This is a genomic window from Paraburkholderia sp., from assembly GCF_024281035.1.
Classification (GTDB): domain Bacteria; phylum Pseudomonadota; class Gammaproteobacteria; order Burkholderiales; family Burkholderiaceae; genus Paraburkholderia.
Genome location: NZ_JAMXLH010000050.1, coordinates 100,938 through 116,043, shown reverse-complemented (window position 1 = coordinate 116,043; position 15,106 = coordinate 100,938). Strand labels below are relative to the sequence as shown.

The window sequence follows — 15,106 nt, the reverse complement described above, 5'->3', positions numbered from 1 at the left end:
TCGATCAGTCGCAGCGGTCAGTCACTGCGGTCAGTCGCCGGAGTCGTCGTCGTCCGATTCGATCGGTTGCGCAGGCGCACCGTACTTCTTCATCAGCGCAGCCCTGAAGCCCTTGAGCGCCGGTTGCCGGTCGGTCAAGCCGTAGAGTTCGGCAAGTTGCTTCGGCCAGTCGCGCAGCTCCACCGCGAAGATCTTCAGCCGCGCGACGGTATCCATTGCCCCCGCCATGTCGCCACCGTACGCCTGCAGCGCCGCGTAACGGCGCAGCACCGTCTCGCCGGGCAGCAGCGAAATCGCACGCCGATGCGCGTAGAGCTTGGACGCGAGATTCGACGCATCAATCGGCAGCAGCGTGGCCATGCCATAGTCGCCCCATCCGCGGAACAGGAACGACGGTGCTTCGCTGTACTCCTGCGCGGGATGCTCGCCGTAGTAGAGCACCTCGGAGCGGTTGTAGTCGCGCAGCACGGGATAGAGCGACACGATCCCGCCCACCACGACGATCGCGAGCACGCCGAACGACACGCCCGACGGCACGAAGCGCAGCGGCCGCGTTTCGAGCAGGCCGAACACGAACATCGCGGGCAGCAGGAAGAACATGTACTGCTGCGGATACTCGACGAGCGCATGCATGACGAGCGCGCCGATCAACATGAAGCCGAACACGCGCTCCGGCGTGTGCGTCGCGCTCAGCGCGCGCACGAACCAGGCCAGCAGGCCGAGCAGCACGATCGCGAGGCCGATCAGACCGGTCTTGGCGAGCAGATCGATAAAGATGTCGTGCGCGTTGTTGGCGATCTCGACGCCGCCCAGTTGGCGCACCAGTTCGAACTGGTGGAGCGGGAACTCGCCCCAGCCGACGCCCAGCAACGGATGCGCCTTGAACATCGTCAAACCGTAGCGCCACAGTGCGAGACGCGGCGCGATCTGTCCGGCGTCCTTGAAACGGTCCGCCGCGGACACGTCGAGCTGGAGGTTGTAACGCACGTTGGCCCAGCGCACGTACGTGTTCACGCCGATGAAGATCAGCAGCAGCACGACGGGCAGCAGCCAGTTGCGCAGCGTGCCGGGCCTGCCGGGCTCCGTCACGTCACGGCGCATGCCCGCGAACGCGATCCAGAATCCCCCGGCAATGATCACCGCCATCTGCAGCCACGGGCCGCGCGACACGGTGAGCGCCAGGCCGCACGCAAAGATCGCGGAAAGCACCGCCCACAACAAGACGTGCAGGCGGCGCGTCTGCACGAGGAAGAGACACGCGGCCATCGCGAATGCGATGTAGGTGGCGAGGTGGTTGGCCTGCGCCATATTGCCGAACGGCCGGCGATCGGTCGTGATGTTGTACGCGACGACGAGCGGCGCAAACTTCGCTTCGAGGTGGAACAGTTGGACGACCTGGCTGAACACTGCGAAAAGTCCGCCGAGCAGCAGCGCGAAGGCGGCCCACACCAGAGCGGTCTGCGTCTGCCGCGCGCGCGCGATGCCGTAACCCGCTAGCGTTGCCATGAACGCGGCAAGCAGATAACCGGCGCCAAGCCAGTTCATCAACGGCTGCGTCACGGGCAGCGCGACGATCTGAACGATCAGGAACAGGCCGAACGCGAGAGGCACGAGCGCAACCGACGGCATCGCGAAACCGATCGCAGGCCGCGCCGAGCGCACGAGCAGCAACACGGCAGCGCCGACGAACAACCAGAGCGCCAGCGACGTGAACTCCGCGTAGAACGTCGGCATCGGATAGGTGTGGTTGACGACGGCATACGGTAGGGTCAACGCAACAGCCAGCAAGAAAAACGTAAGAAAACGCGTGAAATTGGAAGGCATAAGTCGGCGGGGGCGTCAGCAACCGGCGCACTATACAAAACTTTTCCCGCTCTGTGCGGGCTCTCGCCTTGTTGCGAGCGAGCGCGCACGCTTTTTGCGGTTCACGGGCGCGGGCCTGGTGCCTGCGCCGCATCGCACCGCATCGCACCGCTCTTCAAGATGCCGCGCAATACCGCCAGTTGCCGCGACTGACCGCGCACGATTGGTTGCGTTAGCCCCTAACCCCACGCGGCGCGCGCCATGACATCGGCTTGCGCCCGGCCCCCTCGAATCCGCGTCAGACCTCATCAAGCCCTGCAGTCGGGCGGCGCGAGATTCGACGGCAGCGTCGCCGCATCAGCTGGCGCCGGCCCAGCGCCTGGCGCGCCCAGCGACGACGCCGTCTTGCTTCCCGCGAAACACTCCCACGTGACGGTGCCGCCCTGCGAGCTGCCCCGTGCGAGCGCGACGCGGGCCGTAGGCGCCTCGGCGTTGTCCGGCACCGAGGGAACCAGCACGAGCGTATTGCTTCCCGCAGGCGCAACCCGAACGGTGAAGGTGACGGCGATCTGGCCATTCGTGTCGTCGACCCGCACCGATTCGACGTTGCGCGTAGCGGGCGGTGACGAGAACCCGGCAGAAAACGCGTTGCCGCTTGCGGCGTTTTCCGCGACCGCAAGCCGTGCCGACGACGCGAGCGACAAGCCCTCGCCGACGCGGCTGCGCGCCAGATAGTCCTGATACGCGGGAATGGCGTAGGCGGCGATCACGCCGACGATAGCAAGCACGATCATCAGTTCGATCAGCGTGAAACCACCGAGCGCAAGGCGACCCACGTTCCGTACGATCGGTGCAATCGGCGCGAACCTGGCCGACGCGACGGCCTGAGCGCGCGAGCACGCGTGCAGCAAACGCCGGCGCGACACGACAGCGGGCGCTCGCGCGGGAAAAACAGTGACGGTCATCATCCGGGCTCCAGAAACAAGAAACGCCTGTCCACGAAAGGTGAACAGGCGTCTCGATCGTATCGGCCGGTCCCGCTGCGGAACAGCCAGCCGAATGGCGTAGGAACCGGCTTACGGCTTGTGTGCCCCCTGCTCCACCTGCGCCGCACGCGCCACCGCGCGCCGCGCCTGGCGGCGCTTGAGCAGGTGACCGAGCCCCATGACGAACACGGCGCCCGCCGCGGCCATGCCGTACTCGGCGACCGGCGTATCGAGCAGCGGCCAGCGGTCGCCCGCCGGATCGTTGACGATCAGGCCGCCCGCGATCCAGCCGAGCAGCCCAGCGCCCAGCGTGACGATGACCGGGAAACGATCGAGCAGCCGCAGCACGAGCTGGCTGCCCCACACGATCAGCGGAATGCTCACCATCAACCCGAAGATGACCAGACCGGTGCGGTGCGCCGGATCGGCGGCCTCGGCGGCGCCCGCAATCGCCACGACGTTGTCGAGGCTCATCACCGCGTCGGCGACGATGATCGTCTTGATCGCGCCGAGCAGCTTTTCGGCGGGCTTCACATCGGCGTGTTCGAGATGAGCCGGGGCGAGCAGCCGCACGCCGATCCACAGGAGCAGCATTCCGGCGGCGAACTTCAGCAACGGCACGTTGAGCAGCAGGACGGCGAACGAGATCAGCACGACACGCAGCGCAATCGCGCCCACCGTGCCCCACAGGATGCCGCGCAGACGTTGTTGGGCGGGCAGATCGCGGCACGCGAGTGCGATGACGACGGCGTTGTCGCCGCCGAGCAGGATATCGATGACGATGATCTGAACGACAGCGCCCCAGTTGAGCGACGCGAGAAACTCAGTCATGAATGCGGTGGCAAGAACGGTGAGCGGACAGCGCAAAAGCGCAGTGAGAAACAACGCCAGAAGCAACCCCGGCGGGCATGAACCGGACATGAACCCGACGGCCAATAAAAAAGCGAGGTTGCCATCACTGGCTCCCTCGCTTTTTGTCGGGAACCCTTATGAAAGGATTCCGCAAGCATACCAAAAACACCGGCTACCCGCGCGAGCAGGGCCGGCGATCGGCGAAATTACAGCACTGCCTTCAGCAGACGGCCCATCTCCGACGGGTTGCGCGTCACCTTGATGCCGCAGCCGTCCATGATTTCCAGCTTCGCGTCGGCCGTGTCCGCACCGCCCGAGATCAGCGCGCCGGCGTGGCCCATGCGCTTGCCCGGAGGCGCCGTGACGCCCGCGATGAAGCCGACGACCGGCTTCTTCATGTTGTCCTTGATCCAGTAAGCGGCATTCGCTTCGTCCGGACCGCCGATCTCGCCGATCATGATCACGGCGTCCGTATCCGGATCGTCGTTGAACATCTGCATGACGTCGATGTGCTTCAGACCGTTGATCGGATCGCCGCCGATACCGACTGCCGACGACTGGCCGAGGCCGAGCGCGGTCAGCTGCGCCACGGCTTCATACGTCAGCGTGCCCGAACGCGACACGACGCCGATGCGGCCCTTCTTGTGGATGTGACCCGGCATGATGCCGATCTTCAGCTCGTCCGGCGTGATCGTGCCGGGGCAGTTCGGGCCGAGGAGCAGCGTCTTGCGGCCTTCGCGGCGCATGCGGTCCTTCACTTCGATCATGTCGCGAACCGGAATGCCTTCCGTGATGCAGATTGCGAGATCGAGGTCGGCCTCGACGGCTTCCCAGATCGCGGCAGCAGCGCCTGCGGGCGGCACGTAGATGACCGATACGTTCGCGCCGGTCGCTTCCTTCGCTTCGCGCACGTTCGCGTAGATGGGAATGCCCTCGAAGTCCTCGCCGGCCTTCTTCGGGTTCACGCCCGCGACGTATGCTTCGCGGCCGTTGGCGTACTCACGGCAGGCACGCGTGTGGAACTGACCGGTCTTGCCGGTGATGCCCTGCGTGATGACCTTGGTGTCTTTGTTGATCAGAATCGACATGTATTGACCTCTGTTCGCCTGGCGTTGCGTTGCGTCACGTCGGCTGCGGCCTTCGCGCCGTCGCCACGCCATTCGGTATGCGGTGAAAATTACTTGCCTTCGGCAGCCGCGACAACCTTCTGCGCGGCTTCTTCCATGCTGTCCGCCGAGATGATCGGCAGGCCCGAATCGGCCAGCATCTTCTTGCCGAGGTCCTCGTTCGTGCCCTTCATGCGCACGACGAGCGGCACCTTCAGGTCCACCGCCTTCGAAGCGGCGATCACGCCTTCGGCGATCACGTCGCAACGCATGATGCCGCCGAAGATGTTCACGAGGATCGCCTTCAGGCCCGGGTTCTTCAGCATCAGCTTGAACGCTTCGGTGACCTTTTCGGTCGTCGCGCCGCCGCCGACGTCGAGGAAGTTCGCCGGTTCGCCGCCGAACAGCTTGATGGTGTCCATCGTCGCCATCGCGAGGCCTGCGCCGTTCACGAGACAGCCGATGTCGCCGTCGAGCGAGATGTACGCGAGGTCGAACTTCGACGCTTCGATTTCAGCCGGATCTTCTTCGTCCAGGTCGCGGTACGCGACGATTTCCGGGTGGCGGAACAGCGCGTTCGAGTCGAAGTTGAACTTCGCGTCGAGTGCGATGACCTTGCCGTCGCCGGTCAGGATCAGCGGGTTGATTTCGGCGAGCGATGCGTCGGTTTCCCAGAACGCCTTGTAGAGACCCTGCAGGATCGCGCGGGCTTGCGCAACCGAAGCGTCGGGCACGCCGATCTTCTTCGCGAGGTCGTCGGCTTCCGCGTCCTGCAGACCCTTCGACGGATCCACGGCGATCTTGTGGATCGCTTCCGGCGTCTTGGCGGCCACCTCTTCGATGTCCATGCCGCCTTCGCTCGAACCCATCACGACGACCTTCTGCGAGACGCGGTCGATCACGAGGCCGACATACAGTTCCTTCTTGATGTCAGCGCCTTCTTCGATCAGCAGACGGTTGACCTTCTGGCCTTCCGGACCGGTCTGGTGCGTGACGAGCTGCATGCCGAGGATCTGGTTCGAATATTCGCGGACTTGCTCCAGCGACTTCGCAACCTTCACGCCGCCGCCCTTGCCGCGGCCGCCTGCGTGGATCTGCGCCTTGACGACCCACACCGGGCCGCCCAGCTCTTCGGCGGCCTTGACCGCGTCATCCACCGAAAACACCGGCTTGCCGCGCGGTACCGCGACCCCGAATTTCCGCAGGATTTCCTTACCCTGGTACTCGTGAATCTTCATGCGTGATTCCCTTCAGTCTGAGAGTTGGATTGGACTTCGTTTCCGCTGTTGTTATTCGTGCGTGACGTCATCGACCTTGCGCTCACGCGCCCGGGTCGACGTCCTCGCGCACGCCGGCTGTCTCCGCGCCGCGCCCCTCGGAGTGCGGCGCATGGCCATACCAGCGCGGATAAAATTGTTTGACCGCCTCGCCGTCGAACCGCAGCGCATGGCAGCGGCCGAGCTGGAAAGGCGGCTTTTCGCCGGCGCCGGCAACCTTGCCGCTTTCCGGTCCTGACGCTTCACCCGGCGCGCCGCTCCGGGCATCCCAAACCTCTCCGGCGAACGCCTGCACCGCGGCGGTCGGCAGCACGCCGAGCATCTCGGTGAGATGCGTGCAGCCAGCCGTGCCGCCAAGACGGCGGCCCGCTTCGCGGCGGAAGTTCTGGAGCAGATTGAGCCCGATGAGGGCACGATAGGCGGGATTGGAATTCTGGCACAGACGACCGTAGGGCACCCAGTCGGACGACGCTTCGGCGTCGACGACGTTGAACCTGCGATCGATCGTGATACGCAGCCAGAGTTCATGAATCGGCAGACCATTGGGCCGAACGCCTGTGGCGAGCGGCACATCGCGTGGTTTGTGGTCGGTCAGGCAGGCGTCGATATCCCACAGGCCGTCTTCGCGCTCATAGGCGACCGCCCGGATTGCACGCTGATGTCGCAACTGGCGGGGCACGGGCGGGGAAAGCGGCATGCGAAAGCTTGAGACCGGATTGGAAAACCGCTGAATTTTAACATACCGGGTATTCCTGACTGACAGGAACACCCTGGTAGATCAGGCCTTTACAAATACCGTACGGCCTCAGTTTTCCGGCCAGGCTTCGTCGATGCCTTTGAGAATCTTGCCGATGATGCTCATCGAAAATCCGCGCGCAGCGAGAAATCGCGCCTGACGCGCACGTTCGGCCGGTGTCGCGGGCAACTGGCCGTATTTCTTCTCCCAGACAGCGCGTGCGCGGGTGAGTTCGGTCTCGCGCAACTGAGCGTTCACTTCCTCGATCAGGGTGTCGTCCACCGCGTGGCGCCTGAGTTCGCTGACGATGCGCGTCGTGCCGAGCCGCGCGGCGCGGCGATGAATCACGCTCTCAGCAAAGCGCGCGTCGGAAAGCCAGCCTTCGCGGACGAGTGAGTCGAGCAGGACTTCGAGTGCGTCGACGTCGTCGACAAACGGCATCAGCTTGCGCGAAAGCTCCGCGCGGCTGTATTCGCGACGTGAGAGGTAGGTGAGCGCACGGCTCTTGAGCGAACGGACGGGGCGCCGCGATTCTGCCGTGGCAGCAGTACGCGAGGAAGCGGTGCGTGCCGCGCGGGCATCGGAGGTGCGCTGAAAGCGGTCGGCGCCCGCGTCGGCAATATCGCGCCCAGAATGACCAAAGCCGCGCTCGCCCTCGCGGGCGTCGCGGCTTTCCGGGCCGTCGCTCGGGCGGCCCGTATCATGTTGCGCCTCCGGCGCCGATGCGGACCTGCCCTTGCGAATCACGGGTGAATTACTCCTCTTCGTCCGCGATTTCGACTTCGCCGGCATTGCTGGCGTTCGCCGGCATCGCGCTCACGCCGAGCGATTCGCGGATGCGGTTCTCGATGTCGCGCGCGATTTCCGGGTTCTCGCGCAGGAATTCACGCGCGTTGTCCTTGCCCTGGCCAATGCGCTCGCCGCTATAGCTGTACCACGCACCCGCCTTGTCGACGATCTTGGCCTGCACGCCGAGGTCGATGATTTCGCCCTGACGCGAAATGCCCTCGCCATACAGAATGTCGAACACCGCTTCGCGGAACGGCGGCGCGACCTTGTTCTTCACGACCTTCACGCGCGTTTCGCTGCCGATCACTTCGTCGTTCTTCTTGATCGAGCCGATACGGCGAATGTCCAGACGCACCGACGAGTAGAACTTGAGCGCGTTGCCGCCCGTGGTGGTTTCGGGGTTGCCGAACATCACGCCGATCTTCATGCGGATCTGGTTGATGAAGATGACGAGGCAGTTGGTGCGCTTGATCGTGCCGGTGAGCTTGCGCAGCGCCTGCGACATCAGACGCGCCTGCAGACCCGGCAGCGAATCGCCCATTTCGCCTTCGATTTCGGCCTTCGGCACGAGCGCCGCGACCGAGTCGATCACGATCATGTCGATCGAGCCCGAGCGAACCAGCGCGTCGGCGATTTCGAGCGCCTGTTCGCCCGTGTCCGGCTGCGAGATGAGCAGTTCGGGCACGTTCACGCCGAGCTTCGATGCATATTGAACGTCGAGCGCGTGTTCCGCGTCGATGAAGGCCGCCGTGCCGCCGATCTTCTGCATTTCGGCGATTACCTGGAGCGTGAGCGTGGTCTTGCCCGACGATTCCGGACCGTAGATCTCGACCACGCGGCCGCGCGGCAGGCCGCCCACGCCAAGCGCGATGTCAAGGCCGAGCGAGCCGGTGGAGACCACCTGGATGTTTTCAACCGCTTCGCCGTCGCCGAGCCGCATGATCGAACCCTTGCCGAACTGCTTTTCGATCTGCGCGAGCGCGGCGGCAAGCGCCTTGCTCTTTTCAGCAGTCAGCCCAGCCGAGCCTTTCTTGCTATCTTCCATGAATCGTCCTTTGCTATGATGAACGGCATCTCGTGACGGCGCGCCGGCTCGCTTGGGTTAATACCCGAGGTTAATATCAGAGCTGATGCGCGCGAACGCAGATACTGTATAAAAAAACAGTGATTTTAGCAAGCCCCACGCTCACCAAAACCGCGAAATTTCGGGAGACCGCCGCGCGCCACGCAAGCCCGGTGCGGGCCTGGAGACGACGCGCACGCACCATGCGAATTCTCATTGCCGAAGACGACAGCATACTCGCGGACGGACTCGTCAGATCACTCCGCCAATCGGGCTATGCCGTCGATTACGTCAAGAATGGCGTCGACGCCGATACCGCGCTGTCGATGCAAAACTTCGACCTGCTGATCCTCGATCTGGGCCTGCCGAAAATGCCGGGCCTCGAAGTGCTGCGCCGCCTGCGCGGACGCAATTCCACGCTGCCTGTGCTGATCCTCACCGCCGCCGACAGCGTCGACGAACGCGTGAAAGGCCTCGACCTCGGCGCCGACGACTACATGGCCAAGCCCTTCGCGCTCAACGAGCTTGAAGCGCGCGTGCGCGCGCTCACGCGGCGCGGCGCGGGCGGCGGGCCGACCATGGTGCGCCACGGCGCGCTGTCGTTCGACCAGGTCGGGCGCGTCGCGCGCATCAACGACCACGTGCTCGATCTCTCGGCGCGCGAACTGGGACTGCTCGAAGTGCTGATGCAGCGCCTCGGGCGCCTCGTATCGAAGGAGCAGCTCGTCGATCACCTGTGCGAATGGGGCGAGGAAGTCAGCAACAACGCGATCGAGGTCTACGTCCACCGGCTGCGCAAGAAGCTCGAAGCGGGCGGCGGCGTGCGGATCGTGACCGTGCGCGGGCTCGGCTATTGCCTCGAAAAAGAACCGTCGGCGGGCACGAACGGAGCGGCGCAACCGGCTGAGCAACCAGGTGCACACCCGGCCCAGGCAACCGCCGCCAGCACGCCGCCCGCGATGCCGGCCAGCCACTATTACAAATAGCCAGGCTTGAAGATGGCCGAGCCCGCCCGCGCCTCGCCGCCGTCCGTCCCCGCGACCGATGCGCTCGACGACGAAGCGCGCGACGCCCGCTACGCGAATCCGTTCGCCCCGCCGGACGAAACCGAAGCCGTCGCAGAGGCGCGCCCGCGCTCGCTGTTCGGCGAGATTCTCGACTGGATGCTCGCGCCGCTCCTGCTGCTCTGGCCGATGAGCATCGCGGTGACCTACCTCGTTGCGAAGTCGATCGCGAACGGTCCGTTCGACCGCGCGCTCGAAACCGACGCCTATGTGCTCGCGCGTCAGATCCATCCGGTCAACGGCGTCGCGGAACTCTCGCTGCCCGCCTCCGCACGCGACTTCCTGCGCGCCGACAACGTCGACAATGTGTTCTTCCAGGTGCTCGGCAGCCGCGGCGAACTGGTCGGCGGCGACCGCGACATGCCGCTGCCGCGCGAGGACGATCGTCCGCCGCCGGGCCTCGTGCAGTTTCGCGACGACACGCTTCACGGCATCGACATCCGCGTCGCCTATACGACCGTCGAGCTGCCGCAGATGCCCGGCGCGCAACCCGCACTCGTCCAGGTCGCCGAGACGCTCGACAAGCGCCGCCAGCTCGCCAACGACATCATCAAGGGTGTGATCCTGCCGCAGTTCGTGATCCTGCCGCTCGCGATCCTGCTGGTGTGGTTCGGGCTTTCGCGCGGGCTTGCACCGCTGCACGCGCTGCAATCGAACCTGCGCATGCGCCGCCCCGATGATCTCTCGCCGCTCGAAGCACGGCGCGCGCCGCCTGAAATCGAGCCGCTCGTCACGTCGTTCAACGATCTGCTGACGCGCCTCGAACAAAACATCGAACTGCAAAAGCGCTTTATCGCCGACGCGGCGCATCAGATGAAAACGCCGCTCGCGGGGCTGCGGACCCAGGCCGAACTCGCGCTGCGCCAGGATGCGTCGCCCGAAGTGCATCGTTCGCTCGAACAGATCGCGACGAGCTCCGAACATGCGGCGCGGCTCGTCACGCAACTGCTCGCGCTCGCGCGCGCCGAAAACCGCATGTCGGGACAGGTCTTCACACCGGTGGATGTCGCCGACGTTGCGCGCCTCGCCGTGCGCGACTGGGTTCAGCCCGCGCTCGCGAAACAGATGGACCTCGGCTATGAAGGGCCGCTCGCGCACGACGACGGCGAACACGCCGCGCCGGTCGAAGTCGACGGCAATCCGGTGATGCTGCGCGAGATGCTCTCGAACCTGATCGACAACGCGATCCGCTACACGCCCGCGGGCGGGCGGATCACCGTGCGCGTGCGCCCGCAGCCGACGGCGGGCGTCGTGCACCTGGAAGTCGAGGATACCGGGCTGGGCATCCCGGCCGCCGAGCGCGGCCGCGTGATCGAGCGCTTCTACCGCATCCTCGGACGCGAAGGCGACGGCAGCGGCCTCGGCCTCGCGATCGTCCGCGAGATCGCGACGATGCACGGCGGCACGCTCGCCATCGAGGACAACGTCTATCAACAGTCGCCGCGGCTCGCGGGAACGCTCGTACGCGTGACGCTGCGGCTGCGCGCGGCGGCGCCTGGTGCGTCGGGAAACATTGTCCGAGGCTGACGCGTTTGCACAGTCAGAAATGGGACTTACCCTTAGGCCGACTGCGGAAACTCGTGAGCATAAAACATTCGATCGCAGATGAAGCACGGCGATACGGAAAAAATAGCGACAGTTTCAGCGAAAATAATTAATCACGCTCCCATTTAATTACACCCACCCGACGCCCGGATTAATTTCAGAATTCCTCAGGTTTACGCTCCAATAATGACCAAGAGGGCCGCCCGCCAGGCGGATCCGACGTATAGCAATACTGGATTGGAGAGATCCATGGCAACGGTTGGCGGACAGGCTTCACACGCGCCGATGACGCACGACGAAAAGCGCGTGATATTCGCGTCGTCGCTCGGCACCGTGTTCGAGTGGTACGACTTCTATCTGGCCGGCTCGCTCGCGGCCTACATCAGCAAAAGTTTCTTTTCAGGCGTCAACCCAACCGCAGCCTTCATCTTCACGCTGCTCGGCTTCGCAGCGGGCTTCGCCGTGCGTCCGTTCGGCGCGATCGTATTCGGCCGGCTGGGCGACCTGGTCGGGCGCAAGCACACGTTTCTCGTGACGATCGTGATCATGGGCAGCTCGACCTTCCTGGTGGGCTTCCTGCCGGGCTACGCGGCCATCGGCTTCGCCTCGCCCGTGATCTTCATCGCCATGCGCCTGTTGCAGGGTCTCGCGCTCGGCGGCGAATACGGCGGCGCGGCGACCTATGTCGCCGAACACTCGCCGCCCGGACGCCGCGGCTTCTATACGTCGTGGATCCAGACGACCGCGACGCTCGGCCTCTTTCTCTCCCTGCTCGTGATCCTCGGCGTGCGCACGTCGATCGGTGAAGAGCAGTTCGCCGCGTGGGGCTGGCGCATCCCGTTCGTCGCGTCGATCCTGCTGCTCGCCGTGTCGGTCTGGATCCGCCTGCAACTCGACGAATCGCCTGCATTCCAGCGCATCAAGGCCGCGGGCAAGGTATCGAAGGCGCCGCTCGCGGAAGCGTTCGGCCAGTGGAAAAACCTGAAGATCGTGATCCTCGCGCTGGTCGGCCTGACCGCCGGGCAGGCCGTCGTCTGGTACACGGGCCAGTTCTATACGCTCTTCTTTCTCACACAGACGCTCAAGGTCGACGGCGCGAGCGCGAATATCCTGATCGCGCTCGCGCTCCTGATCGGCACGCCGTTCTTCCTGTTCTTCGGCGCGCTTTCGGACAAGATCGGCCGCAAGCCGATCATCATGGCGGGCTGCCTGATCGCGGCGCTCACCTACTTCCCGCTTTTCAAGGCGCTCACGCACTTCGCCAATCCGGCGCTCGAAACGGCGACGCAGCGCGCGCCGATCGTCGTGATCGCGAACCCCGACGAGTGCTCGTTCCAGTTCAACCCGGTCGGCACCGCGCGGTTCACGTCCTCGTGCGACATCGCGAAAGGTGCGCTGTCACGGGCCGGCCTGAACTACTCGAATGTGGCGGCGCCGGTGGGCACGATCGCGCAGATCAGGGTGGGCGACACGGTGATCGACGCGTTCGACGGCAAGGCCGAAGGGGCCGGGGAAAAGGGCGCGGCATTCGACAAGCTGCTCGCCGCGACGCTGCAGGCAGCCGGTTACCCGGCGAAGGCGGACCCGGCGCAGCTCAACTGGGCGATGACCGTGGTGATCCTGACGATCCTCGTGATCTTCGTGACGATGGTGTACGGGCCGATCGCGGCCATGCTCGTGGAGATGTTCCCGACGCGGATCCGCTACACGTCGATGTCGCTGCCGTATCACATCGGCAACGGCTGGTTTGGCGGGTTCCTGCCTGCGACCGCGTTCGCGATCGTGGCGGCGAATGGCGACATTTACTCGGGGCTCTGGTATCCGATCGTCATCGCGCTCATGACCTTCGTGGTCGGGATGCTGCTCCTCAAGGAAACCAGCGACTCGGATATTTATGCGAGGGATTGAGGTGGGGGTCTTGCTGGGTTGTTGGGATGCGCGGCGGGGCTACCGGACCGTCTCGCGAAAAAATCGTCCGATTGTGGTTGACAGCCTTGGGGGCCCCAGGCATAATTCGCTTCTTCGGCGAATTAGCTCAGTCGGTTAGAGCGACGGAATCATAATCCGCAGGTCCGGGGTTCGAGTCCCTGATTCGCCACCAGTTGTTGGAAGGCCGCTGTCCCACAAGGACAGCGGCCTTTTGTCTTTCCGGACGCCTTGATTCATAAGGCTTTCCGGCTTCTGGGGCTCAAGTTTTTCGCCTGCCGACCGTAACAATGGACCGTACCGATTTGCGTACGAATCCACCCTCAAAGGTCAACCGTGGGCGACGACATGCATCCGTATCTATACAGGCGGCCGGACAGCAGCAACTGGCAATTCCGGCGTCCTGTGCCCCTCCATCTTCAGGCGGCACTCGACAAAAAGTTCATCACCGGCTCCCTGCGCACGTCCGATTACAAGGAGGCCGCACGGCGCGCCCGGCAACGGGCCGCCGAGACCGACGAGCTGTTCGCCGCAATGGAAGCCAAGCTGAACGCCAGACCGGATGCCCCATCAACGGACGAACCTGTGTCCGACGGTGGCCGCCCTGTCCGGCTGGAACGCTGGATGGTGCCGCAACTGCTGGCCCGCTACCGGGCGGCAATGCTTTCGCTGCCGGACGCTGACCGCCCGATAACGCACGCGAGCCTCGCGGAAACCCGGGCGATGTTCGAGGAAGAGCATCAGGCGCTCACGGACGCCTGCGCACTGCAGGACCTCTCGTATGCAGAACACATCGTCGAGAACGTCCTCGATACCGAGGGCTTCGACATAGACCTCGTCAGCCCGGAACTGCGGCAGCACTTTACGCTGCAGTTGATGCAAACCGACCTCGCGGTCATCAAGGACCAGCTGGCGCGCCTGAATGGTGCGGACGTGCCGGCCCCTGAGATGCCCGCTGCCCCCGGCGAGAACGATAGCTGGGACGATTATCTCGACCACTGGATTGCCGAACGCAAGCCGGAGCTGAAGACCGCTGACGAAGCGCGGTCCCAAGTTGCCCGGTTGCGGAAATTTACCGGGGACCGCGCACCGGTCGAGCTCACCGCCGACGACCTGCGAAATTATGCGGCTCATCTGGAGGAAGCGGAGGGCCTCTCCCGGAGTCGTATCAAGACCATCTTCGCGTTGCTGCGCCCAGTCCTCCAGACGAACCTGGATAGCGGCCAAACGGCGCTGCGGGTGAACCCGTTTGTCGGTGTAAAAATCAATGTTTCGCACAAGGACACTGAAGAGATTCAACCATTCGAACCGGAACACGTCCGCCTGCTGCTGAAGACGGAAGTCTTCACCGCCGGCAAGCGGCCAGCCAAGGGCGGCCGCGACGCCGCGTTCTGGCTACCGTTGCTTGCCCTGTTCGGTGGCGAACGCGTCGAAGAACTCGGCCAATTGGCCGTGAGCGACGTGGTGATGCTGAATGACCGCATGTTCCTGCGCATCACCGACCTTGACGATACGCAGGGGGTCAAGAACAAAGTATCGAAGCGCCACGTTCCAGTTCACGCCGAGTTGCTCAAAATCGGCTTCGGCCGCTATGTCGACGCCGTCCGTTTGTCTGGGAAGGACCGGCTCTTTCCAGACCTCAGGCCCAACAAATACGGCGTGTTCACGGCCCAGTTCTCGACCTGGTTCAACGAATATCTCGACCGGCACGTGGTCGACGACGTGCGCTACAACTTCCATTCATTCCGGCACTTCTTCCAAGAGCGCGCTGGCTGGTGCGGCCTCGACGACTATCGTATTCACGGCATTCTCGGTCATCAGCCCGACGGCATGGGAGCGCGCTACGGCAAGAAAAGCCGGGGCCGACGTGTCTTTGACCCGATGCAACTGGCCGAGGGCATGGAACGGTTCCGTATTGAAGGGGTGGATTTTTCCGCCCTGTACGATACGTACTGACCT

12 protein-coding genes and 1 tRNA gene are annotated in these 15,106 nt (G+C 64.3%); 5 read left to right on the top strand and 8 right to left on the bottom strand.

The window, feature by feature from the left end:
• Positions 1-30: 30 nt before the first annotated feature.
• The 8 genes from Q0L30_RS16775 to recA all read right to left on the bottom strand — a co-directional run bounded on the left by Q0L30_RS16775 (position 31) and on the right by recA (position 8,594).
• Complete coding sequence (locus Q0L30_RS16775; RefSeq protein WP_296658586.1) at positions 31-1,824, bottom strand: O-antigen ligase family protein; 1,794 nt, start codon at positions 1,822-1,824, stop codon at positions 31-33.
• A gap of 287 nt (positions 1,825-2,111) precedes the next feature.
• Complete coding sequence (locus tag Q0L30_RS16770) at positions 2,112-2,660, bottom strand: pilin (RefSeq protein ID WP_296658989.1); 549 nt, start codon at positions 2,658-2,660, stop codon at positions 2,112-2,114.
• Between the two features lie 219 nt (positions 2,661-2,879).
• Positions 2,880-3,620, bottom strand: a complete 741-nt coding sequence (locus tag Q0L30_RS16765) for a TerC family protein (RefSeq protein ID WP_296658584.1) — start codon at positions 3,618-3,620, stop codon at positions 2,880-2,882.
• A gap of 227 nt (positions 3,621-3,847) precedes the next feature.
• Positions 3,848-4,729 carry a succinate--CoA ligase subunit alpha gene (gene sucD, locus Q0L30_RS16760; RefSeq protein WP_296658580.1) on the bottom strand — a complete coding sequence of 294 codons (882 nt, stop codon included), beginning with the start codon at positions 4,727-4,729 and terminating at the stop codon, positions 3,848-3,850.
• 89 nt (positions 4,730-4,818) lie between these two features.
• Positions 4,819-5,985 carry an ADP-forming succinate--CoA ligase subunit beta gene (gene sucC / locus Q0L30_RS16755; RefSeq protein ID WP_296658579.1) on the bottom strand — a complete coding sequence of 389 codons (1,167 nt, stop codon included), beginning with the start codon at positions 5,983-5,985 and terminating at the stop codon, positions 4,819-4,821.
• Between the two features lie 82 nt (positions 5,986-6,067).
• A complete protein-coding gene (locus tag Q0L30_RS16750) occupies positions 6,068-6,721 on the bottom strand; it encodes a DUF2889 domain-containing protein (protein WP_296658985.1) in 654 nt (217 codons plus the stop codon).
• 108 nt (positions 6,722-6,829) lie between these two features.
• Positions 6,830-7,507: a recombination regulator RecX gene (gene recX, locus Q0L30_RS16745; protein ID WP_296658576.1), complete on the bottom strand. Its 678-nt coding sequence runs from the start codon at positions 7,505-7,507 to the stop codon at positions 6,830-6,832.
• A gap of 7 nt (positions 7,508-7,514) precedes the next feature.
• Positions 7,515-8,594, bottom strand: a complete 1,080-nt coding sequence (gene recA, locus Q0L30_RS16740) for a recombinase RecA (protein ID WP_296658572.1) — start codon at positions 8,592-8,594, stop codon at positions 7,515-7,517.
• 221 nt (positions 8,595-8,815) lie between these two features.
• Between recA and Q0L30_RS16735 the strand changes: the two genes are divergently transcribed.
• The 5 genes from Q0L30_RS16735 (at position 8,816) to Q0L30_RS16715 (ending at position 15,103) form a co-directional block, all read left to right on the top strand.
• Positions 8,816-9,598 (top strand): response regulator transcription factor, encoded by a 783-nt coding sequence (locus tag Q0L30_RS16735; protein ID WP_296658569.1) that lies wholly within the window; start codon positions 8,816-8,818, stop codon positions 9,596-9,598.
• Between the two features lie 12 nt (positions 9,599-9,610).
• Positions 9,611-11,203 carry a sensor histidine kinase gene (locus Q0L30_RS16730; RefSeq protein ID WP_296658567.1) on the top strand — a complete coding sequence of 531 codons (1,593 nt, stop codon included), beginning with the start codon at positions 9,611-9,613 and terminating at the stop codon, positions 11,201-11,203.
• 267 nt (positions 11,204-11,470) lie between these two features.
• The gene (locus tag Q0L30_RS16725) at positions 11,471-13,129 is read left to right on the top strand and encodes an MFS transporter (RefSeq protein WP_296658564.1); all 1,659 of its coding nucleotides are present in this window, start codon (positions 11,471-11,473) and stop codon (positions 13,127-13,129) included.
• 116 nt (positions 13,130-13,245) lie between these two features.
• A tRNA-Met gene (locus Q0L30_RS16720) sits at positions 13,246-13,322 on the top strand.
• A 161-nt stretch (positions 13,323-13,483) separates the two neighbouring features.
• Positions 13,484-15,103 carry a site-specific integrase gene (locus Q0L30_RS16715; RefSeq protein WP_296658562.1) on the top strand — a complete coding sequence of 540 codons (1,620 nt, stop codon included), beginning with the start codon at positions 13,484-13,486 and terminating at the stop codon, positions 15,101-15,103.
• Positions 15,104-15,106: the final 3 nt, after the last annotated feature.

Coding starts and splice junctions, on each gene's coding strand:
- Q0L30_RS16750 (WP_296658985.1), bottom strand. CDS start 6,721: ATGCCGCTTTCCCCGCCCGTGCCCCGCCAGTTGCGACATCAGCGTGCA.
- Q0L30_RS16735 (WP_296658569.1), top strand. CDS start 8,816: ATGCGAATTCTCATTGCCGAAGACGACAGCATACTCGCGGACGGACTC.
- Q0L30_RS16725 (WP_296658564.1), top strand. CDS start 11,471: ATGGCAACGGTTGGCGGACAGGCTTCACACGCGCCGATGACGCACGAC.
- sucD (WP_296658580.1), bottom strand. CDS start 4,729: ATGTCGATTCTGATCAACAAAGACACCAAGGTCATCACGCAGGGCATC.
- recA (WP_296658572.1), bottom strand. CDS start 8,594: ATGGAAGATAGCAAGAAAGGCTCGGCTGGGCTGACTGCTGAAAAGAGC.
- sucC (WP_296658579.1), bottom strand. CDS start 5,985: ATGAAGATTCACGAGTACCAGGGTAAGGAAATCCTGCGGAAATTCGGG.
- Q0L30_RS16730 (WP_296658567.1), top strand. CDS start 9,611: ATGGCCGAGCCCGCCCGCGCCTCGCCGCCGTCCGTCCCCGCGACCGAT.
- Q0L30_RS16765 (WP_296658584.1), bottom strand. CDS start 3,620: ATGACTGAGTTTCTCGCGTCGCTCAACTGGGGCGCTGTCGTTCAGATC.
- Q0L30_RS16775 (WP_296658586.1), bottom strand. CDS start 1,824: ATGCCTTCCAATTTCACGCGTTTTCTTACGTTTTTCTTGCTGGCTGTT.